22 protein-coding genes and 1 tRNA gene are annotated in these 21,658 nt (G+C 61.3%); 21 read left to right on the top strand and 2 right to left on the bottom strand.

From position 1 onward, the window contains the following. Positions 1-228: a hypothetical protein gene (locus R1W00_RS00635; protein ID WP_317260780.1), complete on the top strand. Its 228-nt coding sequence runs from the start codon at positions 1-3 to the stop codon at positions 226-228. A 152-nt stretch (positions 229-380) separates the two neighbouring features. Here R1W00_RS00635 and R1W00_RS00630 read toward each other — a convergent pair whose 3' ends face one another. Then, complete coding sequence (locus tag R1W00_RS00630; protein ID WP_317260779.1) at positions 381-1,427, bottom strand: extracellular solute-binding protein; 1,047 nt, start codon at positions 1,425-1,427, stop codon at positions 381-383. A 231-nt stretch (positions 1,428-1,658) separates the two neighbouring features. Here R1W00_RS00630 and R1W00_RS00625 point away from each other — a divergent pair, with 231 nt between their 5' ends. The 20 genes from R1W00_RS00625 to R1W00_RS00530 all read left to right on the top strand — a co-directional run bounded on the left by R1W00_RS00625 (position 1,659) and on the right by R1W00_RS00530 (position 20,877). Beyond that, positions 1,659-2,651, top strand: a complete 993-nt coding sequence (locus R1W00_RS00625; RefSeq protein WP_317260778.1) for an MDR family oxidoreductase — start codon at positions 1,659-1,661, stop codon at positions 2,649-2,651. A 48-nt stretch (positions 2,652-2,699) separates the two neighbouring features. Further along, positions 2,700-4,124 (top strand): deoxyribodipyrimidine photo-lyase, encoded by a 1,425-nt coding sequence (locus tag R1W00_RS00620; protein ID WP_317260777.1) that lies wholly within the window; start codon positions 2,700-2,702, stop codon positions 4,122-4,124. Positions 4,125-4,225: 101 nt separating this feature from the next. After that, positions 4,226-4,669 carry a TrgA family protein gene (locus R1W00_RS00615; protein WP_317260776.1) on the top strand — a complete coding sequence of 148 codons (444 nt, stop codon included), beginning with the start codon at positions 4,226-4,228 and terminating at the stop codon, positions 4,667-4,669. Between the two features lie 7 nt (positions 4,670-4,676). Beyond that, on the top strand, positions 4,677-5,792 hold the full coding sequence (locus R1W00_RS00610; protein ID WP_317260775.1) for an NUDIX domain-containing protein: 1,116 nt from the start codon (positions 4,677-4,679) through the stop codon (positions 5,790-5,792). 54 nt (positions 5,793-5,846) lie between these two features. Continuing rightward, complete coding sequence (locus R1W00_RS00605) at positions 5,847-6,872, top strand: cysteine synthase A (RefSeq protein WP_317260774.1); 1,026 nt, start codon at positions 5,847-5,849, stop codon at positions 6,870-6,872. Positions 6,873-6,877: 5 nt separating this feature from the next. Further along, positions 6,878-9,328 carry a DUF3772 domain-containing protein gene (locus R1W00_RS00600; RefSeq protein WP_317260773.1) on the top strand — a complete coding sequence of 817 codons (2,451 nt, stop codon included), beginning with the start codon at positions 6,878-6,880 and terminating at the stop codon, positions 9,326-9,328. A gap of 20 nt (positions 9,329-9,348) precedes the next feature. Further along, positions 9,349-10,068: an alanyl-tRNA editing protein gene (locus tag R1W00_RS00595; RefSeq protein WP_317260772.1), complete on the top strand. Its 720-nt coding sequence runs from the start codon at positions 9,349-9,351 to the stop codon at positions 10,066-10,068. 57 nt (positions 10,069-10,125) lie between these two features. After that, positions 10,126-10,215: transfer RNA gene (locus R1W00_RS00590), tRNA-Ser, on the top strand. A 120-nt stretch (positions 10,216-10,335) separates the two neighbouring features. Next, positions 10,336-10,929, top strand: coding sequence for a tetratricopeptide repeat protein (locus R1W00_RS00585; RefSeq protein ID WP_317260771.1), 594 nt, complete (start codon positions 10,336-10,338; stop codon positions 10,927-10,929). 140 nt (positions 10,930-11,069) lie between these two features. Then, positions 11,070-11,699 (top strand): XRE family transcriptional regulator, encoded by a 630-nt coding sequence (locus R1W00_RS00580; protein ID WP_317260770.1) that lies wholly within the window; start codon positions 11,070-11,072, stop codon positions 11,697-11,699. A 236-nt stretch (positions 11,700-11,935) separates the two neighbouring features. After that, positions 11,936-12,991 carry a TRAP transporter substrate-binding protein gene (locus R1W00_RS00575; RefSeq protein WP_317260769.1) on the top strand — a complete coding sequence of 352 codons (1,056 nt, stop codon included), beginning with the start codon at positions 11,936-11,938 and terminating at the stop codon, positions 12,989-12,991. Positions 12,992-13,044: 53 nt separating this feature from the next. Continuing rightward, on the top strand, positions 13,045-13,548 hold the full coding sequence (locus tag R1W00_RS00570; protein ID WP_317260768.1) for a TRAP transporter small permease subunit: 504 nt from the start codon (positions 13,045-13,047) through the stop codon (positions 13,546-13,548). Then, positions 13,545-14,900: a TRAP transporter large permease subunit gene (locus tag R1W00_RS00565; RefSeq protein ID WP_317260767.1), complete on the top strand. Its 1,356-nt coding sequence runs from the start codon at positions 13,545-13,547 to the stop codon at positions 14,898-14,900. Before R1W00_RS00570 ends, R1W00_RS00565 begins: the two co-directional genes overlap by 4 nt. 27 nt (positions 14,901-14,927) lie before the next feature. Then, on the top strand, positions 14,928-15,314 hold the full coding sequence (locus R1W00_RS00560; protein ID WP_317260766.1) for a RidA family protein: 387 nt from the start codon (positions 14,928-14,930) through the stop codon (positions 15,312-15,314). Next, positions 15,311-15,832 (top strand): MOSC domain-containing protein, encoded by a 522-nt coding sequence (locus R1W00_RS00555; RefSeq protein ID WP_317260765.1) that lies wholly within the window; start codon positions 15,311-15,313, stop codon positions 15,830-15,832. Before R1W00_RS00560 ends, R1W00_RS00555 begins: the two co-directional genes overlap by 4 nt. Further along, on the top strand, positions 15,829-16,767 hold the full coding sequence (locus R1W00_RS00550) for a PDR/VanB family oxidoreductase (protein WP_317260764.1): 939 nt from the start codon (positions 15,829-15,831) through the stop codon (positions 16,765-16,767). Before R1W00_RS00555 ends, R1W00_RS00550 begins: the two co-directional genes overlap by 4 nt. Before the next feature lie 434 nt (positions 16,768-17,201). After that, entirely contained in the window at positions 17,202-17,852 is a 651-nt protein-coding gene (locus tag R1W00_RS00545) for a hypothetical protein (protein WP_317260763.1), read from the top strand. Beyond that, positions 17,849-19,336 (top strand): HAMP domain-containing sensor histidine kinase, encoded by a 1,488-nt coding sequence (locus R1W00_RS00540; RefSeq protein ID WP_317260762.1) that lies wholly within the window; start codon positions 17,849-17,851, stop codon positions 19,334-19,336. The genes R1W00_RS00545 and R1W00_RS00540 overlap by 4 nt, the downstream gene beginning before the upstream one ends. Continuing rightward, on the top strand, positions 19,333-19,782 hold the full coding sequence (locus R1W00_RS00535; RefSeq protein WP_317260761.1) for a response regulator: 450 nt from the start codon (positions 19,333-19,335) through the stop codon (positions 19,780-19,782). Before R1W00_RS00540 ends, R1W00_RS00535 begins: the two co-directional genes overlap by 4 nt. Before the next feature lie 27 nt (positions 19,783-19,809). Next, a complete protein-coding gene (locus R1W00_RS00530) occupies positions 19,810-20,877 on the top strand; it encodes a HAMP domain-containing sensor histidine kinase (protein WP_317260760.1) in 1,068 nt (355 codons plus the stop codon). Between the two features lie 16 nt (positions 20,878-20,893). Here the strand turns inward: R1W00_RS00530 and R1W00_RS00525 are convergent, their stop codons facing one another. Next, positions 20,894-21,655 carry an HpcH/HpaI aldolase/citrate lyase family protein gene (locus R1W00_RS00525; protein ID WP_317260759.1) on the bottom strand — a complete coding sequence of 254 codons (762 nt, stop codon included), beginning with the start codon at positions 21,653-21,655 and terminating at the stop codon, positions 20,894-20,896. Positions 21,656-21,658: the final 3 nt, after the last annotated feature.

Here is a 21,658-nt window from a genome sequence, read left to right as displayed (position 1 = left end):
ATGAACACCAATAGGCTGATCAATATGATCATGCGCAAGGCGATCAACATGTTCGTCAGCAAGGGCGTGAACAAGGGCATCGATATGGCGTCGCGTAAGGGCAAGCGCCCCGAGGAGATGACACCGGAAGAGCGCCAAGCGGCGCAGCGGTCGAACAAACAGATGAAACAAACCGCCAAACGCGCGCGCCAAGCCCAACGTGCGCTGCGCCGGATGGGCAAGTTCTGACCTAAATGCGGCCCGCGATGCGGGCCATTTTTATGCCTCGCCCGCCGCAGGCGCGGCGGTCTCAGGTCGGGATATGTGATGAGGTTTTGACATGAAAAACGCCGCCCCGTTTGAGGGCGGCGTTTTCGATTTTTGGGTGTTAGGTCAGGCGATTAGAAGCCGGCCTTGATCTTTTCGAACTCGGAAGCCTGGCGTTCGCGCTGTTCGCCCGAGATCGGCAGTTGGGCCAGAACGGGGGCGTCGATGGGGCCGAGGCCGACCTCGATTTGCGCGTCAAGGCCAAGGGCCTCCATGCCTGCGTCGTTGGCCTGACCGTAACCGGCGTCCATCAGGGCGACGGTCGAGTTCGGGGCCAGCATCGCGTTCAGGAAGTCGTATGCCTTGTCCTCGGAGCCGGGGGCGTCTTTGAGGTTCACATAACCACAGAGCCACAGCGACGAGCCCTCTTGGGGTTCGCGGGCAAAGCCGATCGGGAAGTCGGTTTCGGCCATGGTGGGCAGGGTTTCGTTCCATGCCCAGCTGACCAGAACCTCGCCGGTGGCCAGAAGTTGCGCCAGTTCACCGGGATCGACCCAGTAGGTGCGCAGGTTCGGGTGAACGGCGCGCAGCCAGTCCGAGGCGGCCTTGAACTGTTCATCCGTCGCATCGGTCCAGTTGGTGGTGCCCGTCGCCAGATAGGCCAGCGCATAGGCGTCATCGACGTTATCGGGCAGGGTCACGCGGCCCGCATAGGCGGGGTTGGTAAAGACGTTCAGGGTGGCGACGTCTTCGGCGGGGACTTCATCGGCGTTATAGGCGATGGCGGTCGAGCCGAAATCGGTCGGCACAAAGTAGAGCTCTTCGTTGCCGGCCAGAATGTCCTGACCCACCAGATCGGCGTTCAGGGTGTCAAAGGCGTCGATTTTCGAGCTGTCCCACGGTTCCAGAATGCCGCTGTCGACCCATTTCTTGACCGAACCGGCGCAGACGTGGCTGACGTCGGTTTTAAAGCCCGAGCGCAGTTTCTGGAACGCTTCTTCTTCGTCACCGAAGAAGGCGAACTCGGGGCTGTCGCCGTGTTTGGCGACGTAATCGGCGTGGAAGGCGGGGTCTTCGAACCCGGAATAGTCAAAGACCAGAAGGTCGCTGTCCGCCGCATGGGCGGTGGTTGCCAGTGCGGCGGCGGCCACGGAAACAAGCAGTTTTTTGGTGGGGTTCATGACTGTCCCTATTGGTTGGGCCCGTGAGTGGGCGGTGTGGTTGAAAAGACGCTAGTAGAGGCGTCTTCAACCGGCAAGAGGGATTTGATCGTCGGGTCAACCCTAGGCGTGCTCTCGCCTCTTTGTGAAGCATCTGTGTTCGGATTTTTGACGCTGCGACGTGGGGATAGGGGTGTTGTTGCGATGCGCGGCCCGTGTCAGGGTGGGCGCGGACAACCGAGGGAGGTCAAGATGTTCAACGCATTGGTGATGGAGCAGGACGCCGACGGCAAGGCGACGCCGCATATCCGGCAGATCGCGGTCGATGACCTGCCTGAAGGCGAGGTGGTTGTGGCGGTCGAGTACTCGACGCTGAACTACAAGGACGGTCTGTGCCTTAGCCCCAAGGGCGGCGGATTGGTGCGCAAATACCCCCATGTGCCGGGGATTGATTTCGCGGGCACGGTCGAGGCGTCCGAGGATGTGCGGTTCGCACCCGGTGACAAGGTGATCCTGACCGGCTGGCGTGTGGGCGAGGTGCATTGGGGCGGCTATGCGCAAAAGGCGCGGGTGCGCGGTGATTGGCTGGTCCCGCTGCCCGAAGGCCTTAGCGCGCGGCAGGCGATGACGGTGGGCACGGCGGGCTTGACCGCGATGTTGGCCGTTCAGGCGCTTGAGGCGCAGGGCATGGTCCCAGGGCAGGGGCCGGTTCTGGTCACCGGTGCCTCCGGCGGGGTCGGCTCGGTCGCGGTCACGATCCTTGCGCATCTGGGGTATGAGGTGGCGGCGGTCACCGGACGGCCCGACAGCGACGCCTATCTGCGCGACCTAGGTGCGACCCAGATTGTCCCGCGTGAGGATCTGGCGGAAACGGTCAAGCGCCCTCTGGAAACCGAAACATGGGCGGGATGCGTCGATGCGGTGGGTGGCGCGATGTTGGCGCGTGTCTTGGGGCAGATGAAATACGGCGCCTCGGTCGCGGCGATTGGTCTGGCGGGTGGGGCGGACTTGCCTGCCTCGGTCATTCCGTTCCTGTTGCGGGGTGTGAACCTGTTGGGCATCGACAGTGTGATGCAGCCGCGAGACTCGCGTATCACCGCATGGAACCGGATCGTGTCGGACCTACCGCTCAGCCGTCTGGAACGGATGGAGCGTCTGGTGACCTTGGGCGATCTGCCCGCCCTTGGGGCCGATATCCTGCGCGGTCAGGTGCAGGGGCGTGTCGTGGTGGATGTGAACGCTTGACCCTGTGCGGGGCGCGCTAGATCAGGGTCAGATTACACGAGGACAATCATGACCCAAACGCCCCCCGTCATCATGTGGTTTCGCCGCGATCTGCGCCTGTCGGACAATGCGGCCCTATCGGCGGCGGTGAATGCCGGTGCGCCGGTGATCCCGCTGTTCATTCTGGACGAGGTGACCGAGGACATGGGCGCAGCGCCGAAATGGCGGTTGGGCCTGTCAGTGGCCGTGCTGGCCCGGCAACTGGCGGACAAGGGCACGCGGTTGATCCTGCGCCGTGGGCGGGCGCTTGACGTGCTGCGCGACGTGATTGCCGAGACGGGGGCGGGTGCGGTGCATTGGTCGCGTCTCTATGATCCCGAAAGCCGCAAGCGGGACGAGGGCGTTAAATCTGCGCTCAAAGACGAGGGCATTTCGGCCCAGAGCCATGCGGGTCACATCCTGTTTGAGCCATGGACGGTCGAGACCAAGTCGGGCGGCGATTTCTATAAGGTTTACAGCCCCTTCTGGCGCGCAGTTAAAGATCGACCCGTGGCCGATCTGATCGCCGCGCCCAAGGATTTGAATCCGCCCGCCGAATGGCCCGCCTCTGATGATCTGGACGACTGGGGCATGGGCGATGCGATGGTGCGCGGGCGCGATGTGGTCTTACCCCACACCTGTGTCGGCGAAGAGGCCGCGATCGGTCGCCTTGGCGCCTTCGTGGCGCACAAGATCGACGCCTACAAGGCCGAGCGCGATTATCCGGCGGCCGAGGCGACCTCACGCCTGTCCGAAAACCTGACCTATGGCGAAATCGCCCCCGCCCGCATCTGGCACACCGGTGCCCGCGCCATGGCCGAGGGCGCGCGCGGCGCCGAACATTTCCTCAAGGAACTGGTCTGGCGCGACTTTGCCTATCACCTGATCTATCACACGCCCCATATCACCACCGACAACTGGCGCGAGGGCTGGGATAATTTCGGCTGGAACACGGATGAAACCCGCGCCGATGTGGTGGCGTGGAAACAGGGTCGGACGGGCAACGAATTTGTCGATGCCGCCATGCGCGAGATGTATGTGACCGGTACGATGCACAACCGGTCGCGCATGATTGTGGGGTCTTATCTGTGTAAACACCTGCTCAGCCATTGGCGCATCGGGCAGGCGTGGTTTGCCGACTGTCTGATCGACTGGGACCCCGCGTCGAATGCGATGGGGTGGCAGTGGATTGCGGGATCTGGCCCCGATGCCGCGCCCTATTTCCGGATTTTCAACCCCGACACGCAGCTGGACAAGTTCGACGCCGATCACGCCTATCGCAAGGCATGGATCGCCGAAGAACGCGCCGCGCCCTCCAAAACCGCACTGTCCTATTTCGATGCGGTGCCACGGTCGTGGAACCTGTCGCCGGACGCGGCCTATCCCGAACCGGTCATTGATCTGGCCGAGGGGCGCAAGCGCGCGCTGGAGGCGTACGACGTGCGAGACGACTGATCCGTGCCACAGGTCGCCGAAAACTTGTGCTGGCCCACTTGTCACCGCGCGGGCCTCGGGCAAAACTGTCCGCGATGGATTTTGAACGGACCTGAGACACGATGCCCACAGCCGCGAAACTCTTTGCCGCGCTGGCCTTTGCCACGGTGGCCTATTACGCCTCCGAGACGTTTATCCCGCTGTTGCCTGAGGGCACGCAGGTCAAACAGTTCAGCCTGATCAACGCCGCGCTTGGTGGGATCATCGGCTGGCGTATTCAGGGGGCGGATGTCGGCAACGGATACCGCATCGGGGCGACCGTGGGTCTGCGCGGCATGGCGGTGTTCCTGTTCTTTGCAATCGGCGGCTATGCCCTGCGCGAGATGATCATCCGCGCGACCAAGCTGCGCTATGACGGCCCGGGTGAGGCGATTGTGGGCATGTTCGACCTCTGCGTCGAATACGGGCGGATGACACTTACCTCGCCCGATGTCATGGGAATTTTGATTTTGGGTGCCATTGCCACCGCATGGGGGGCCGAAGCGGTCAACCGGCGCTGGTCATAGGGGCGACATGACATCTGTTTTTCTGTTCGGGCGGTTGCGGGACCGCGATGTGCTGAACGCGGTTCTGGGGGCGGGGGCGGATCCCGTGCCCGCGTCCCTGTCCGGTTTTGACGCGGTGTCGGTCGGGGCTGTGCCGATGGCGGGCCTGTCCGCGCGGACGGGCGGGACGGTTGCGGGCGATGTGCTGATCGATTTGCCGCCCGCGCTGCTCGAACGGCTGCACTATGTGATGACCGCCTTTGGCTGCTCTGCGCAAGAGGTCGATGTGACCTGTGCGGGTGGCACGGTCTGGGCGCGGGCCTATGGTCCGCCGGTCGGGGACGCCTCGGACGCATGGGATTTCCCCGCATGGCAACGGCGGTTTTCCGCGCTGGTCGTGGCCATGGTCGATGAGGTGACCGAGGAGATCGGCCACCGCCCGCCCGAAACGATTGCCGCGCGCATGCGCTCGGTCGAGGCCCGTGCTGCCGCCCGTCTTCGCGCGGCCACTGGTGATCATCCCGCGAAGGTCCGTCACAAGATGGCGCCGGATGATGTTGAAATCATTGAAAAACGTCGCCCATACGCGCATTTCTTTTCGGTCGAGGAATACGATCTGCGCCACCGTCGGTTCGACGGCACCTTTACGCCCGTCATCGAACGTGCCGCGTGGGTGTCGACCGATGCGGTCACCGTTCTGCCCTATGATCCGGTGCGCGACCGCGTGATGCTGGTCGAACAATTCCGCATGGGCCCCTTCGTGCGCGGGGATGCGCAGGTCTGGTCGCTTGAGGCCATCGCGGGGCGCACCGAACCCCATGAGCCGCCCGAGACCAGCGCGCGCCGCGAGGCGTTGGAAGAGGCGGGCCTGACGTTGCGCGAATTGATTCCGGTCGCGAATTACTATCCGTCGCCTGGGGCAAAGACCGAATACCTCTATTCCTATATCGGCCTTGCGGATCTGCCCGACGGCGCGGCGGGTCTGGGCGGTCTGGAAGGTGAGGGCGAGGATATCCGCGCCCATGTTCTGCCCTTTTACAAGGCCATGGACTTGTTCCAATCAGGTGAGCTTGAGAACGCCCCCGCGATCCTCTCTCTCCTCTGGCTTGCACGTATTCGCGAGGGGTTGCGTCCCCAAGCTTGAAGTCCGCCCGCGCGACGGATACCTAAGAGGGAACCGCCAAAAGGGAATGGACGAATGAAAAAAGACCTAGCAGCGCTGATCGGCAATACGCCTCTGGTGCGCCTCAATGGCCCGTCGGAGGCCACCGGCTGTGAGATTCTGGGCAAATGTGAATTCATGAACCCCGGTCAATCGGTCAAGGACCGCGCCGCGCTCTACATCATCAAGGACGCGATGGACAAAGGTCTGCTGCGCCCGGGCGGCACGATTGTCGAGGGCACGGCGGGCAACACCGGTATCGGTCTTGCACTGGTCGGGGCGTCCTTGGGGTTCCGGACCGTGATCGTCATTCCCGAAACCCAGAGCCAAGAGAAAAAGGACATGATCCGCTTGGCCGGTGCGGAATTGGTGCAGGTCCCCGCGAAACCCTATCGCGATCCCAACAACTACGTGCGCTATTCGGGCCGTCTGGCCGCCGAACTGGCGAAAACCGAACCCAATGGCGCGATCTGGGCGAACCAGTTTGACAATGTTGCCAACCGTCAGGCCCATATCGAAACCACCGGCCCCGAAATCTGGGAACAGACCGGCGGCAAGGTTGACGGCTTTGCCTGTGCGGTCGGCTCGGGCGGGACGCTGGCCGGTGTTGGCATGGCGCTGCAACCCAAGGGCGTCAAAATCGGTCTGGCCGATCCGATGGGTGCGGCGCTCTATAGCTTTTACACCTCGGGGGAATTCAAGTCCGAAGGCGGCTCGATCACCGAGGGTATCGGGCAAGGGCGTATCACCGCCAACCTCGAGGGCTTTACCCCCGACATGGCCTATCAGATCTCCGACGAAGAGGCCCTGCCGATCGTATTCGATCTGCTGGCGGATGAGGGTCTGTGCCTTGGCGGCTCGTCCGGTGTGAACATCGCCGGTGCGATGCGCATGGCCAAGGAAATGGGACCGGGCCACACGATCGTGACGATCCTGTGTGACTATGGCACGCGCTATCAGTCGAAACTGTTCAACCCCGAATTCCTCAAGGAAAAGGGCCTGCCGGTGCCGGAATGGCTGGACTCTGGCTCGATTGACCTGCCCGAGGTTTACGAGGCTTGATAACCATGCTTCGTCTGCTGACGCTGATTTTCGCGCTGTGGATGGTGGGGCCGACGGTGACGTTGGCCCAGCAAACCGCCAGCACCCAAGTCAGCGCCGGCAGTGAGGCACTGGTCCCCGATTATACCGCGTGGGAGGTGGTCGCCACCCGCGCAGAGGACGCCATCGCCGCAGGGCGCGCGTCCAACGCCGCCTTTGACCAGTTGCGCAGTGAACTGGTGTCATGGCGCAGCCGGTTTCTGACGGCCCAAGGCATCAACAGCGCGCGTATCGACACCCTGCGCGACCAGATTGAGGCGCTTGGCGATCCGCCCGCCGATGGGCAAACTGAACCCCAAGAAATCACCGACCGGCGCGCGGCGTTGAACGAACAACTGTCGCGCCTTCAGGCCCCCGTTCTGACCGCCGAAGAGGCCTATCGCCGCGCGGATGGGTTGATCGGGGAAATCGACGCCCTGATCCGCGACCGCCAGACGGCGGAGATTCTGGAACTTGGGCCATCGCCTCTGAACCCTGTGCATTGGACTGCCGGTCTGAACGCCCTGCGGGGCACGGCGCTTAGCCTGTGGACGGAAACACGGTTCGATCTGGGCAATACGGTGCGCCTGACCCAATTGCGCAACAACCTGCCCCTGATCATCCTTTGTCTGGCGATTGCGGGTGTTCTGCTGTTGCGCGGACGGATGTGGATGGAGCGTCTGGTCGAACGCCTGACCCAAGGCCACGCGACGCGCCTGCGCCTGATTGTGGGCCTGCCCGCGTCTCTGGGCCAGATTGCCCTGCCATTTGCGGGGCTGGTTCTGGTGGTCACGGCGGTGAACCTGTCGGGCCTCTTGGGCACGCGCGGTACCCGTCTGATCGCCACAATCCCCAGCGTCGGTCTGGTGTTTTTCGCCGCGCGTTGGCTGGGCGGACGGGTGTTTGCGAAACCGGGTCTGGGCAAATGCCTGTTTGACAACCTCCCGATTGAGCGCCAGTCCGAGGGCCGGTGGCTGACCGCCGGCATGGGGTTGATCCTTGCGCTTGCGGCGCTGCTGCGGCGGGTGGGGATGGCCGAGGGCTATTCCGACGCGGCGATGGCGACCCTGTCCTTTCCGCTGGTGGTGCTGGCGGCGGTGATGCTGTTCCGGATGGGGCGGCTGATGCGTCAACATGTTCTGGCCGAACCCGAGGGCGAGGATGAGCGCAAATACCGCAATTCGATCATCCGACTGATTGCACAGGTGGTGATGGCTCTGGCCGTTGTGGGGACGCTGTTGACGGCGGCGGGTTACGCGGCGGCGGCCAATTACCTGACCTATCCGGCGATTCATTCGCTGGCCCTGTTTGCCTTTGTTGCCGTGCTGCAGCGGTTTGTGACCGAAGGCTATGCCTTGGTCATGGGCGATCCCGAAACCGCGACGGACGGGTTGATCCCCGTATTGCTGGGCTTTGTTCTGGCGGTGCTGGCGATGCCGGTTCTGGCCCTGATCTGGGGCGCGCGGGTGGCCGACCTGACCGAGGTCTGGACGCGCTTTGTCGAGGGCGTCTCGATCGGGGATAGCCGCATCTCGCCCGGTGATTTCCTGACCTTCGCTGCCGTGTTCGTGGTCGGCTATATGGTCACGCGTCTGGTGCAGGGGGGCTTGCGCACCTCGGTCCTGCCGAAAACCAAGATCGACACCGGCGGGCGCAACGCGATTGTGTCGGGCGTCGGATACCTCGGGATTTTTCTGGCCGCCGTGGTCGCGATCACCTCGGCGGGGATCGACCTGTCGTCGCTGGCGATTGTGGCCGGTGCCCTGTCGGTCGGGATCGGGTTTGGCCTGCAAAACATCGTGTCGAACTTTGTCTCGGGCATCATCCTGTTGATCGAACGTCCCGTGGCCGAGGGCGACTGGATTGAGGTCGGCGGCGTCATGGGTACCGTGCAATCCATCTCGGTCCGCTCAACACGGATCGAGACGTTCGACCGCACCGACGTGATTGTCCCCAACGCCGATCTGGTGTCGGGCACCGTGACCAACTGGACCAAATCCAGCATGACGGGCCGCATCATTCTGAACATCGGCGTGGCCTATGGCACGGACACCGAGCGCGTTCAGGCCATCCTGCAAGAGATCGCCGAGGATCATCCGCTCGTCATCGTGAACCCGCCGCCCTTGGTGACCTTCATGGGGTTTGGCGCGGATTCGCTGGACTTTGAGGTGCGCTGTGTCATCCGCGACGTGACCCAAGGCCTGCCGACGCGGTCCGAGCTGAACCACGCCATCGCGCGCCGCTTTACCGATGAGGGGATCGAGATCCCGTTTGCGCAGCGCGACATCTGGCTGCGCAACCCCGAGGCCCTGCGCGGTGAGGCCTTGCCCAAACGCGAACCCGACGCCCCGACGCAAGAGCCCCCCGAGCCCGCGCCGACCGAGGACGACAAACCGGTTCAGCGCGACATTGATACAGGCGACGGCGGCGAGCGCTAAGCCGCATAACGGAGGACGCCATGACCCAAGACCTGTTCCGCCAAGACGCATATCTGCGCGAGGCCCCCGCGACCGTCACGGCCCACACGCCCGAGGGCGGGGTGATCTTGGATGCCTCGATCTTTTACCCGACCGGCGGCGGCCAACCGGGGGACAGCGGGACCCTGATCTGGGGCGAGGCGCGTCTGGATATCGCGACGACGATCAAGGGCGAGGGCGACGCGATCATCCTTGTGCCCGCCGAACCCGCGCCCCTGCCGCCCGTCGGGGCCGAGGTCGCACAGGTTCTGGATTTTGACCGCCGCTATCGCCACATGCGCGTGCACACGGCGCTGCACCTGTTGTCGGTGGTGATCCCGCTGCCCGTGACGGGCGGGCAGATCGGCACGGAAAAGGGGCGCCTGGATTTCATGATGCCCGAGGCGCCCGCGGACAAAGACGCGCTTGAGGCCGCGCTGAACGCCCTGATCGAGCGCGATCTGGCGGTCACGACCGATTGGATCACCGATGATGAGCTGGCCGCGAACCCCGGTCTGGTCAAAACCATGTCCGTGAAACCGCCTATGGGCGCGGGGCGCGTGCGTCTGGTGCGCATCGGCACCGAGGACGAACAGATCGACCTGCAACCCTGTGGTGGCACCCATGTGGCGCGCACCGGCGAAATTGGCCCCGTGCGCCTTGGCAAGGTGGAAAACAAGGGCAAACAGAACCGCCGCGTAAACCTGTTGCTGGGCGCGTAAAAAATCCGTTTTCAGGGCTTGCACATCATAGGGTTTCCGCATTAAACGGGTCCAACCGGAGAGGTGGCCGAGTGGTCGAAGGCGCACGCCTGGAAAGTGTGTAGGCGGGAGACCGTCTCCAGGGTTCGAATCCCTGTCTCTCCGCCATTTTCCTTTTTTAGTTCACGGAAAATCAGTTGCAGGCCAAGATCCTTGATTTGGATTTTGACGTCTGGCCGTTTTATGGTCTTTTTATAAGCCTGATAATTAAATCTGTTGGGTCGTGGAATGCTGAAATTATCTTTGTTTCTCTGCGCTTTTCTGTGTGTTTTTCAGCCGTGTTTCGCGCAGGATTGGGAGCGTTGGGAGCAAGCCTATCGTGATGCTGATTTTGCACTCGTTTTAAACGAAATGACGCCATATGCAGAGGCAGGGGACGCGGAAGCCCAATTCAGATTGGGAAATATGCATTTCTATGGGAGGGGCGTGCCAAAGGATGTTGGCAAAGCCGCAGAGTGGTGGAAGCTTTCTGCAGAACGCGAAAACCCGAAAGCTTGGCTAAGGCTTGCTAAATTATACTACGATGGAGATGGGGTCAAAAAGGACGTCTTCGAAGCCTTTGAACTTGCGCGAAAGGCAGCAAGGGAAGGGAAAATTGCTGATCATTATTTGCTTGGCGATATGTACGAAGAAGGCGCAGGCACCTATCAGAATTATGTATCGGCATATATGTGGTTTAATATTTCCTGCGCGAAGGGCGCGAGCCTTGGGTGTTTGCGTCGGGATGAAATTGCGAAAGTCTTACCTGTCGGTCTACTGACACAGGGACAAGAGTTGACCGTCCGGTGCCTTGAAACAGATTATGCGGATTGTAGGTGGTAGGGGCAGCCAGTTCTTGAGCCACATTTCAATTCTCGGTCAGGTTGTGCGTCCGTGACTTGCGGTCGTCTGGTTTCGATCTTACTATAGTGGAAAATCTTCCCATCTATGGGAGGCGATGTGTGAGGCAGAGGATCTGATCTATGCAGGATAATAGCGGCGCAGGGTTTGAGACCTTTGATCGTTTGGCGGATGAGGCGGACGCGCCGGAGGCCCAAGAAGGGATGGCGCTGGGGCCGCGGTTGAAGGAATTTCGCGCGGGTCGCGGGTTCTCGCTTGAGCAGTTGGCCGAGAAATCGGGGGTCAGCCGGTCCGCGATTTCCAAGATCGAACGGGGCGAGGTGACCCCGACCACGACCAACTTTGCCAAGCTGGCCGAGGCGCTGGGGACCACCTTTGCCGAACTGATGTCGCCGCCCTCTGGGGGTGAGGTCGTTGTCCTGCGGGCCAAGGATCAACCGCGCATGATCGACGATAAAACAGGGTTTGAGCGCCGCTGTATCGCGCCGATCCTGCCGTCGCGGGGGCTGGACTGGGTGCTGAATACCTTGCCCAAGGGGCAGAGCACGGGGCAGTTCGTGCCGCATTCCGTCGGGGTTGAGGAATATATCTATGTTCTGTCGGGCGAGTTGGACGCGCTGCTGGACCGGCAGAGCCACCCCTTGTCCGCAGGGGACGCGTTGTTCTTTCGCGCGCATGTCACGCATGAGTTCATCGCACGTGGAACGGGCCCCTGTCAGTACCTGCTGATCATCGACAGTAAATCCCGCTAACAGATTCTCTTAAAATAGATTCGGCGGTCGCGACCCATCAGGTCGCGGCCGTTTTTGTTTATTTTGCGCCCTCAGTGCGTCCTATAAAATGGATAATGCCTCTAATATAGGCGATTTCAGGTGCCTGCCGTCTAAATTTCCGGTTTCCACCATCTCACGCTTGCCAGGTTCGCTGCGGAGTCCCCAACAATGGAGGCAATTCCACTAAAGTAGAAAACAGCGCGAGGACTAAGACGATGATTAAGACCCTAAAAAATCTCCCCTTCACTCTGACGACTGTTGTTGGACTGTCTCTGGCCTCGAGTGCGATGGCCGAGGACAGCCCGGTGCGGTGGCGCATGCAGAGCTGGTTCCCCTCTGCGGCGCCCCACGCCGGGTCAAGTGGTGCGGATATCGGCACCAAGCTGGAGCGCCTGTCGGGCGGCACCTTCCGTGTGCAATTCTATGAGCCCGGCGCCCTGATCCCGCCCAGCCAATGCCTTGAGGCCGTCGGGCGGGGCAGCGTTCAGGCCTGTTGGGGCACGCCCGCCTATTGGTACGGCGATGAACCCGCGCTGTCGCTTTATAGTTCGGCGCCGTTCGGCATGGATTGGCCGGGTCTGATGGCGTGGTTCTATCACGGCGGCGGACAAGAGATGTTTGATGAGCTCTATGCCCGACACAACGTCAAATCCATGCCCTGCGGCGGGATGATCCCCGAGGCGTCGGGCTGGTTCCGCCAAGAGGTGAACACCATTGAGGACTTCCAAGGGATGCGGATGCGGTTCCTTGGTCTTGGGGCGCTGGTGCTGGAAAAAATCGGGGTTTCGACCATGTTGTTGCCCGGCGGTGAGCTCTACGCGGCGTTGGAACGTGGGGTCATCGACGCCACCGAATTCGCCGCGCCGTCGGTGGACAAGGCCCTCGGGTTGAACGAAGTGGCAAGCTATTACTACTTCCCCGGCTGGCACCAGCCCGCCACGCTCTATGATTTCATGATGAACCTCGACGAATGGAACGCCCTGAGTGATCAGCAACAGGCGATGGTCGAATATGTCTGCGGCGACAACGTGCGTGATGCGATTGCGCTGGGTGAATCCTTGCAGGCCGGTGTGCTGCAGGAATTTGAGGCCAAGGGTGTTCAGGTTCGCGAATGGTCGCCCGAGGTTCTGGACGGGCTTGAGGCCGCTTGGGAAGAGGTCGCCGCCGAGGAATCCGCCAAGGATGAGGATTTCGCGACGGTCTGGGCCTCGATGAAATCCTTCCAAGAGGAATACCAGAGCTGGGTCAACGTCGGTTATCTGGACCGTTGATCTCTGGCCGGGTCCGTTTGGGCCCGGCTCCTTTTCCCCTTGGAGTGTTCCGAATGTCCCGCGTCGAAACCGCGTTAACGCGATTGGTCACGGCCTTTGAAAAGGTCGGACAGTATATGTTTCCTCTCTTGATGCTGCTGATCGTCGTGGACGTGATCGGTCGACGTCTTTTGTCCCTGCCCACCGTGTCCTTCCAAGAGGCCGAGTGGCATGTTCATGCCACGCTGTTTTTGCTGACGTTGGGGGGGACCTACCTGCGCAACGGGCATGTGCGGGTCGAAATCCTGAGCGAGAAGTTCTCTGCCAAAACCCGCCATGTTGTTGAAATCATTGGCGCGCTGGTTTTGGTTTTGCCGTATCTGGCGCTGGTCCTGTGGTTCTCGACCCAATTCGCATGGACCGCGTTCCTGTCGGGTGAGGGATCATCGGCGGCCGAGGGGTTAGGCCAACGCTGGATCATCAAATCGGTGATGCCGCTTGGGGCTTTGGTTCTGGCCATGGCGACGGTTGTCGTCGTGGTGCGCTCGGCGCGTGGCCTGCGGGGGGATGTGGAATGATCTGGATGGATTTCCTGCCCCTGATGATGTTTGGCGCGATGTTCGTGCTGTTGTTTTCGGGCTATCCGGTGGCCTTCGTTCTGGGCGGCGTGGCGATGGGGTTCGCCGGTATCGGGATGAGCGTCGGCATGTTCCATCCGGCCGAGTTCTTTAACATCGTGGCCCGTATTTATGGCGGGGTGATGCAGAACTATCTGCTGGTCGCGATCCCGATGTTCATCTTTATGGGCGCTCTCTTGGACAAGTCCGGCATTGGCGATGACCTGCTCAGCGCCTTTAGCCATCTGTTGCGCAAGGTGCCGGGGGGCCTTGGCCTGTCGGTGACGCTGCTCGGGACGATCATGGCGGCGACCACGGGGATCGTGGGGGCGTCGGTTGTGATGCTGACCCTGTTGGCGACGCCCGCGATGCTGTCGCGCGGCTATGCCCAGAGCTATACCATGGGGATCATCGGCGCGGCGGGGACGCTGGGCATTCTGATCCCGCCCTCGATCATGCTGGTGCTGATGGCGGATATCCTGCAGATCTCGGCGGGCAAGCTTTTCCTGTCAGCGGTCATGCCGGGTCTGATCCTTGCGGGGTTTTACGCGGTCTATTCGGTGGGGATCGCGGTTCTGCGCCCCGAAATGGCACCGCGCCCGTCTGTGGCCGATACCGAGGCCTTTCCGATTGGCCGTTTGATGGCGTCGCTCTTGCCGGTGCTGACGATTGTGGGTCTGGTGCTGGGTTCAATCGCGACGGGCCTGACCTCTACGACCGAGGCGGCGGGGATCGGCGCGTTCGGCGCGCTGGCCCTTGTGATCCTGCGGCGCCGGATGAATGGCGCGGTCTGGCGCACCACCCTCAGCAGCAGCGGACAGATCAACGGCATGTTGTTCATGATCTTTTTCGGCGCGGCGGCCTTTTCCTATGTGTTCCGCGCCTTGGGCGGCGATTTCATGGTCGAGGACCTGTTGCTGGCGGGGGATCGTTCGGCGTGGAAAGTCCTGTTTTTCATGCTGCTGGGGGCCTTCGTTCTGGGCTTTTTCTTCGAATGGATCGAGATCTGTCTAATCCTGTTGCCCATCTATGTGCCCATCATCGGCCAGCTTGATTTCGGCGCGCACGTCGGGCGCAGCGACGTTGCCCTGTGGATGGGCGCGCTGTTTGCGGTGAACTTGCAGACCTCGTTCCTGACCCCACCCTTTGGCATCAGCCTGTTCTACATGCGCGGCGTCGCACCCGAGGGCGTGTCCCTGCGCGCGATCTATATCGGCGTGATCCCCTTTGTACTGATTCAGCTCTGCGTGCTGGGCGGACTGGTGGCTTTTCCCCAGATCGCGCTCTGGCTGCCGCATGCGCTTCTCGATTGATTTTCACACCCGTAAAGGACCAATAAAATGACCAAAACCATCATCGCGACCCAAGACGCCCCGCCCGCCGCCGGTCCTTATTCGCAGGGCACCGCCGCACAGGGGTTCGTCTTTGTCTCGGGGCAATTGCCGATCAACAAGGATACCGGCGACATGCCTGAAACCGTCGCCGAACAGACGCAGCAATCGCTAGACAATATCGCCGCGATCTTGGCGGCCAAGGGCCTGAGCATGGCCGATGTGGTCAAGACCACCGTGTTTCTGACCGACATGGACAAGTTCGCCGAGATGAACGGGGTTTACGCCGCCGCCTTTACCGGTGATGCGCCTGCGCGATCCGCGTTTCAGGTGGTGCGCCTGCCCAAGGACGCGCTGGTCGAGATCGAATGCATCGCCGTCGGGGGTGGGGTATGAGTTGGCAAGGCGAACTGCTGCACATCCATATCGCGCCGGATGCCTCTTATGAAATGGAGGAACTGTCCGAGGCGCATCTGGTTGAGGGCAAAGGCATTGTCGGGGACCGGTACTATAAAGGGACCGGCACCTATTCCCCCAAGCCCGATGTGCGTGAGGTGACGTTGATCGAGATGGAGGCGCTGACCGCGCTGGCCTATGACGATCCGCCGATGCATGGCGCGCCGATCCAGATGTCCCCGTCCGATCACCGCCGCAACCTGACCGTGCGGGGCGTGCCGTTGAACCATCTGGTCGGCTGGCGGTTTCGGATCGGCGAATGCATCCTGTCCGGCGGGCGTCTGAACTTTCCCTGTAAATACATCGAGGAACTGATCGGCAAGCCGTTCTTTTTGCCGCTCTACAACCGGTCCGGTCTGAATTGCCGCATCGAAAAGGGCGGCATCATCCGCCCCGGCGATGTGATCGAACCCCTGAACGAACCCACGACCTTTCCCCATAGGCAGCAACCCGTATGACAGCCCGAATTATCATGAAGCTGCGCGTGGCGTCGCGCTATGACCTTGGCGACGACCTTGTCCTGTTTGAGTTTCGCCATCCGCTGCGGCCGACCCTGCCCGAATGGGAACCGGGCGCGCATGTGGACCTGCGTCTGCCCGATGGCAAGGTGCGCCAGTATTCCTTGGTCAGCGATCCGGCCGACCTGTCGCGCTATTCCATCATCGTCCGGCGTGAGGTCGCGGGGCGGGGCGGGTCTGCGTGGGTTCATGATAACCTGTTTCCCGGCGATGAGGCGCATGTCTCGGCCCCGCGCAACAACTTCCCCTTGGTGGGGGGTAGTTCCGTGTTTATTGGCGGTGGCATCGGGGTGACGCCGATGATCGCCATGGCGCGCGCGGCCCGTGCGGCGGGTCAGCCGTTTACGCTGCACTATTGCTGTCGCGAGGCCACGCCGGAAATGACTGCCCTGTTGCGCGCGGTTTGTGGCGACGCGCATCTGTCCCTGCACCAAAGCACCCGCGGCACCCGCATGGATGTAGCGGGCGTTCTGGGCGCGCTGGACGAGGGGACGCATATCTATGGCTGTGGTCCCGATCCGTTGCTGGAAGCGATCCGCACCGCGACCGAGGATCGTGATCCCGACGAGGTGCATTTTGAGGTCTTTGCCGCCACGCTGGACGAGAATTTCAAGCCCGAGCCGTTCGACATCGTCCTTGCCTCATCGGGTCAGACCCTGCATGTTCCCGCCGAGGCCTCGGCGCTGGACGTGCTGCGCGCCGCAGGGCATGAGGTCGCGTCGTCCTGCGAACTGGGCGTCTGCGGCAGTTGCAAATGCGGCTATTCCGAGGGCACGGTGATCCACCGCGACGTGGTGTTGCCGGTCAAAGAACGCCAGAGCAAGATGATGCTCTGTGTGTCGCGCGCGCGGGTCTCGGTCACCTTGGACCTGTAAACCGCCCCAAACTTATACCTATCCGAAAGTATAGTATTTTGGGAAAAAGTATGGGGTATCTGCGTTTTCATTGAAAAAAGTTGATAAGGTCTAAGTCCTATGTAACTAAAGATAGAGATAAATCACATCAACCTGGGGTTGGATCGTAAGTGCCAACGGTAAGCCGATCATACTGGGTGCGACATGATGAAATCGGTACCATCACAGATGTCAGCCCCGCCCTGTTAGAGCGCATCGGACTCACCCCCGATGGCGTTCTTAATAAGTCTCTGGAAACGCTTGTTGTTTCGGGGTCGTCGAAAGAGTTTCGCGTCGCGTGGGACGAAAGATTTGCCAACGATCCGACGGGCGATTTGATTTGGGAACTGAGCACAAGTCCCGGTTGTTCGCCGTTTTTCGTCACAGCGCACCGCGACGGCCCTGATGCGGCGAATGTGGAAAAACTCCTTTTTTACCCGATTGACGCGGAACGTGCGCGTACGGTGATGGCGCAATTGCCCCGTATTATGCATCTGGCCCAGCGATACCTGAACCACGATGTTATTTCGCCGCTGCGGGTCTCGGCCAGCGTCCTAGAGCAGATCAGCCCCAACTGCGATGACAGGACACGCGGTATGTTGACGGCGGTGTCCGACCGTTTGCGGCGGGTGGGCGAGGACGTCGAAAAGTTCTCGCGGATCGGCCTGTTGGCGGTGCCGCGGATGACGGTGCCCGCTGAGCGCCTGCAACGCGCGGCGGAACAGGTTCTGGCACTGCATTTCGATCCCGGTTGCGCAAAGGTGGCGATTGAGGCGGACGGCAATGTCCAGACAGAGGTGTTTGAATGCATCCTTGATAGCCTGTTCACGGTCTTGCAGGCGCGCCAGACCTATGAGTGCGCCGAGGTGACCTTTGACGGCCAGCGACTGGCCGTCGATGTGACCCCGTTTGATGGGCAGAGCGTCCCGCAAGACGGGTTTGAGGCCGCCCGCACCGGATCGTTGCGTGATCGGTTCCTGCTGGACTGGAAACAGGTCCTTTTGACCCGCCACGGGATTGATCTGACCGTCACGGCAAATCACAGGCGACAGGAGCGCGCAGGATGAGCCCGGCGGTCGCGCCCCCGTATGACAGACGGCTGTGGCTGGCGATGCTGGTGCTGTTGGCCCTGTCGCAAGTGGCCGAAATCTACCGCCCTGAACTAGAGACGACGATTCCCCCGTTCGCCGTCCTGAACCGCACCCAGATCACCACCGCCGTGATGTTGTCCCTGTTGGCGGTGCTGGTCATGATCGTGGACAAACCGCGTCTGATCGTGGCGGTTGCCGTGTTGCGCGGTGTGCTACAGGTCGTGTCGTTGGCGTTGATCTTGATCTATGTGGGGGTGTTCATCCTGCCCTCGGTGGAACTGATCACCCTGTCCAGCCATCTGCCTGAGGCATTTCCAGGTGTGCCCTCGCTTGAGACCGCTATGGCGGTGTTTTTGGTCACGCAACTTGCGACGGGCGAGACGGATCGCCTGACGTCGTGGCGGTTTTTCATGGTGGTTGGGCTGACGGCTTATGGGATTTATGAGCTGTTCGTCGTGGAAGACATGGTCCTGAACCTCACCCATGGCAGTGGCATGGGGCCGATGACCATTCTGTTCTTTGCGGCGTTTCTGTTTGATTACTGGCGGCACGCGCGGGATGGCCGTCTAGAGGCGAATTGGCGCCTTGGGTTCTTTCCGGCGGTGTTTGTGTTTCTGTTGCTCAGCTGGTTCGTCAACGTCCCCAAGCCCGACAGTTTTCTGTCCTACCTGTTGACCGTTGCGGTGTTTGGCACGGTTCTCGCGGGGATCAGGGCGACGTTGATGTATGGCTATGACAACGCCAAACTGGCCATTGTGCACAAGGCACAGGCCGACCGGATTACGCGTCAGAATGAGGATCTGGCCCTCATCGTCAGCTCTCTGTCTCATGATCTGAAATCACCGGTGCGCAATGTGCGTACCCTTGTCACAATGCGCCACGCCCTCAAGGCCGAGCGGGGAATGTCCGACGGTGACGTCGATCAGGAACAGATAAAGTCGTTGAAACGGATTGAGGACCTCAGCACGTCTTTCATCCGCTATATCCGCAGTCGCGACGAAGAGCTGGAGACAAAACCGGTACGGGTCGTTGCGGTGTTGCGTCAGGTGTCAGCGGGGTTCGCGGGGCGGGTTGAGATCAACGTCGAAGGCGACGGTAGCGCGGTCCTTCTGGGGGATCGCGGCGCGTTGATCCGCGTGTTTGAGAACCTGCTTGAAAATTCGATCCAGCACGGGCGCGCCGAACACCCGGCAGCGGTCTTTGTGGTGGACCAGATCGAAGGGCGGGTGCGCATCCGCTATGAGGACAACGGCGTCGGCATCCCGTCCGCCATCCGCGAACGCCTGTTCAAACCGTTCGAAACCCAAGAGCCCAAACACCGGTCTGGTGCAAGCGGCCTTGGCCTTGCCATTGTCGAGCGTCTGACCGGACGCATGAACGGCACCATCAGAATTGACGACCCCGTGCGTTTGAGCGGGGCAAGTTTCGAAATGTTATTCCCTTCAGGAGACGTCCAATGACCGAAATGAACCCGATGAACCCCGCGGAAGAGGTTGAAATTCTGGTCGCCGAGGACGAGGATCTAGACCGGTTTCTGATCGAAAGCGCCCTCAAGGCCAAACGCCTGTCCAACCGTGTGCGGTTCTTTGAAAATGGTGAGTTGTTGCTGGACTATCTCTATTCCGAAACCACCCAGAACGCCCATGAGCGGTATGTGGTTCTGACCGACCTGAACATGCCCATCATGAACGGCTTTGAACTGATCACGGCGATGAACAACGACAGTCGTCTGGTCAAGATTCCGGTGTTCGTCCTGACCTCTTCGGCGGATGATGATGACGTGGCGCGGGCGATGGAATTGGGCGTAACCGGCTATATTACCAAGGAAAAAGCGGGTGACGATTTCCTGAATTGTATTCAGATGATGGGGAAATGGATCAAGGTGTGTTCGATCCTTCCTGTGTAGGTGTGAAATGTATGTGGTTGTGCTGCGGTGAAGATTTATCTGCTTGAAAACGAAGAACTTGACGTCATCCGTGTCTCGCTCTTGCTACAAGAACTGGGACTGCCTGAACCTGTGGTTTTTCGCTCGGTCGCAGAGCTGAGCGAGCTGGACCTGACCGAGGTGCCGCCAGAGGCCTTGTTCATCTTTGATTTCGAACTGGGCGATGGGACGGGATCGGACGCGGCGAAATGGTTGCGCAGCAGCAGCGCCACCGCCGCACAGGCCGGAATCGTCGTGTTGACCGGATCGTTTGACGGGGCCGTTGCGACGGAACTGACGCGCTCGGATGTGGATGAGCTGTGCTTTAAATCGACGGTGAATGCCGAGGGTCTACGCCTTGCGATACAACGCGCGGATCGGGCACGGCTGGGGCGAATGTCGCGGTTGCTCTATCGGACGCGGTTGCGCTCGGTCGCGACGATGTTGGCGCATGATCTGCGTTCCCCCTTGTCGGGTGTCCTATACGGGACCGAGGTCTTGGCAGAAGAGGCGAACCTCAGCGAGAGCGCCGCGCGCGTCGTCGCCCTGATGCACAGCAACGTCCAAGAGGCGCTTGCCATGATCAATGAGCGTTTACGCTCAATCGCGGTCGAGCCCAGTCGCGATCTGGCGATGCGGTTGGATCATGTCGTGATGTCCGATCTGGCGACCGAGTTGCGGGAAATCTATGCGCTCAAGCTTGAGGCGCGCAAAGGGTCGATCGTCGAATTGCCCTCGGAACCCTTGGTCGGCAGCCGCGATTCCATTCTCGAAATCTTGGTCAATCTTGTGGGCAACGCGTTGAAACATGCGGTGGCGCGCGACCTGCTGATCACACTTTGGGCGGATCGCACCCCCGACGGCGTGTCGATCTACGTGCGCGACAATGGCACCAGCTCGGACCCTGATCGCATCAACAGGTTTCTTGATGGGACGGACACGCCCTCGGGGCATGGCCTTCTGTATATCATGGAACTGACGCGGGCGATGGGCGGCACGCTGCGCTGTTCGGGCGATGGCGCGAGCCATTTGGAATATTGCCTGCACATCCCGACCCATCCCGAGGCACGTCCGTAAGCCCCCGCCCAAGCCGTCAGCGGTACGCCGCCCGCAATGCAGTCAGACCCGCGCGCAAAACGCCCACGTCCGACCCGACGGCGAGGAATTCGACGCCCATCTCTTTGTACTGGGCCGCCAGTGTTTGATCGGATGTCAGGATGCCTGCCGCCTTGCCCGCGGCCCTGATGCGGGTCAGGGTCGACACGACCACCTCTTGCACCTCGGGCGCGCCGGGTTTGCCCAGCATCCCCATATCGGCGGCCAGATCGGCGGGGCCGACGAACACGCCGTCCACACCGTCCACCGACAAGATATCGTCCAGCGCGTCGATGCCCGCGCGGCTCTCGACTTGGACAAGGACACAGACCTCATCATTGGCGGTCTGCAGGTAATCGGTGATCCCGTTATAGCCCGACGCACGGGCCAAGGCCGCGCCCACGCCGCGCACCCCTTGGGGCGGGTATTTCATTGACCGGACGACCTCGGCGGCCTGCGCCCCGCTCTCGATCATGGGGACCAGCAGGGTCTGCGCGCCAATGTCCAGCATCTGTTTGATGTCGGCGCGGTTGTCGTCACGGGTGCGCACGACGACCTGTGTCTGCTCACCGATGCCGCGCAACTGATCCAGCACATCGCGCAGGCCGTTGGGCCCGTGTTCGCCGTCGATCAGGACCCAGTCAAACCCCGTACCGGCGGCCAGTTCCGCCGAGGACGGATCCCCAAGGCCCAGCCACAGGCCGATCTGAACGTCACCGGTGCCAAGGCGGGCTTTGAACGTGTTTTTGGGTGCGGGCATCGC

Origin of the sequence: Rhodovulum sp. FJ3, assembly GCF_032918305.1 — a bacterium.
Taxonomy (GTDB): domain Bacteria; phylum Pseudomonadota; class Alphaproteobacteria; order Rhodobacterales; family Rhodobacteraceae; genus SAT37.
Note: the sequence above shows the minus strand (reverse complement) of the source record. Positions and strands in the feature narration are given on the sequence as shown.

Coding starts and splice junctions, on each gene's coding strand:
- R1W00_RS00635 (WP_317260780.1), top strand. CDS start 1: ATGAACACCAATAGGCTGATCAATATGATCATGCGCAAGGCGATCAAC.
- R1W00_RS00630 (WP_317260779.1), bottom strand. CDS start 1,427: ATGAACCCCACCAAAAAACTGCTTGTTTCCGTGGCCGCCGCCGCACTG.
- R1W00_RS00625 (WP_317260778.1), top strand. CDS start 1,659: ATGTTCAACGCATTGGTGATGGAGCAGGACGCCGACGGCAAGGCGACG.
- R1W00_RS00620 (WP_317260777.1), top strand. CDS start 2,700: ATGACCCAAACGCCCCCCGTCATCATGTGGTTTCGCCGCGATCTGCGC.
- R1W00_RS00615 (WP_317260776.1), top strand. CDS start 4,226: ATGCCCACAGCCGCGAAACTCTTTGCCGCGCTGGCCTTTGCCACGGTG.
- R1W00_RS00610 (WP_317260775.1), top strand. CDS start 4,677: ATGACATCTGTTTTTCTGTTCGGGCGGTTGCGGGACCGCGATGTGCTG.
- R1W00_RS00605 (WP_317260774.1), top strand. CDS start 5,847: ATGAAAAAAGACCTAGCAGCGCTGATCGGCAATACGCCTCTGGTGCGC.
- R1W00_RS00600 (WP_317260773.1), top strand. CDS start 6,878: ATGCTTCGTCTGCTGACGCTGATTTTCGCGCTGTGGATGGTGGGGCCG.
- R1W00_RS00595 (WP_317260772.1), top strand. CDS start 9,349: ATGACCCAAGACCTGTTCCGCCAAGACGCATATCTGCGCGAGGCCCCC.
- R1W00_RS00585 (WP_317260771.1), top strand. CDS start 10,336: ATGCTGAAATTATCTTTGTTTCTCTGCGCTTTTCTGTGTGTTTTTCAG.
- R1W00_RS00580 (WP_317260770.1), top strand. CDS start 11,070: ATGCAGGATAATAGCGGCGCAGGGTTTGAGACCTTTGATCGTTTGGCG.
- R1W00_RS00575 (WP_317260769.1), top strand. CDS start 11,936: ATGATTAAGACCCTAAAAAATCTCCCCTTCACTCTGACGACTGTTGTT.
- R1W00_RS00570 (WP_317260768.1), top strand. CDS start 13,045: ATGTCCCGCGTCGAAACCGCGTTAACGCGATTGGTCACGGCCTTTGAA.
- R1W00_RS00565 (WP_317260767.1), top strand. CDS start 13,545: ATGATCTGGATGGATTTCCTGCCCCTGATGATGTTTGGCGCGATGTTC.
- R1W00_RS00560 (WP_317260766.1), top strand. CDS start 14,928: ATGACCAAAACCATCATCGCGACCCAAGACGCCCCGCCCGCCGCCGGT.
- R1W00_RS00555 (WP_317260765.1), top strand. CDS start 15,311: ATGAGTTGGCAAGGCGAACTGCTGCACATCCATATCGCGCCGGATGCC.
- R1W00_RS00550 (WP_317260764.1), top strand. CDS start 15,829: ATGACAGCCCGAATTATCATGAAGCTGCGCGTGGCGTCGCGCTATGAC.
- R1W00_RS00540 (WP_317260762.1), top strand. CDS start 17,849: ATGAGCCCGGCGGTCGCGCCCCCGTATGACAGACGGCTGTGGCTGGCG.
- R1W00_RS00535 (WP_317260761.1), top strand. CDS start 19,333: ATGACCGAAATGAACCCGATGAACCCCGCGGAAGAGGTTGAAATTCTG.
- R1W00_RS00525 (WP_317260759.1), bottom strand. CDS start 21,655: ATGCCCGCACCCAAAAACACGTTCAAAGCCCGCCTTGGCACCGGTGAC.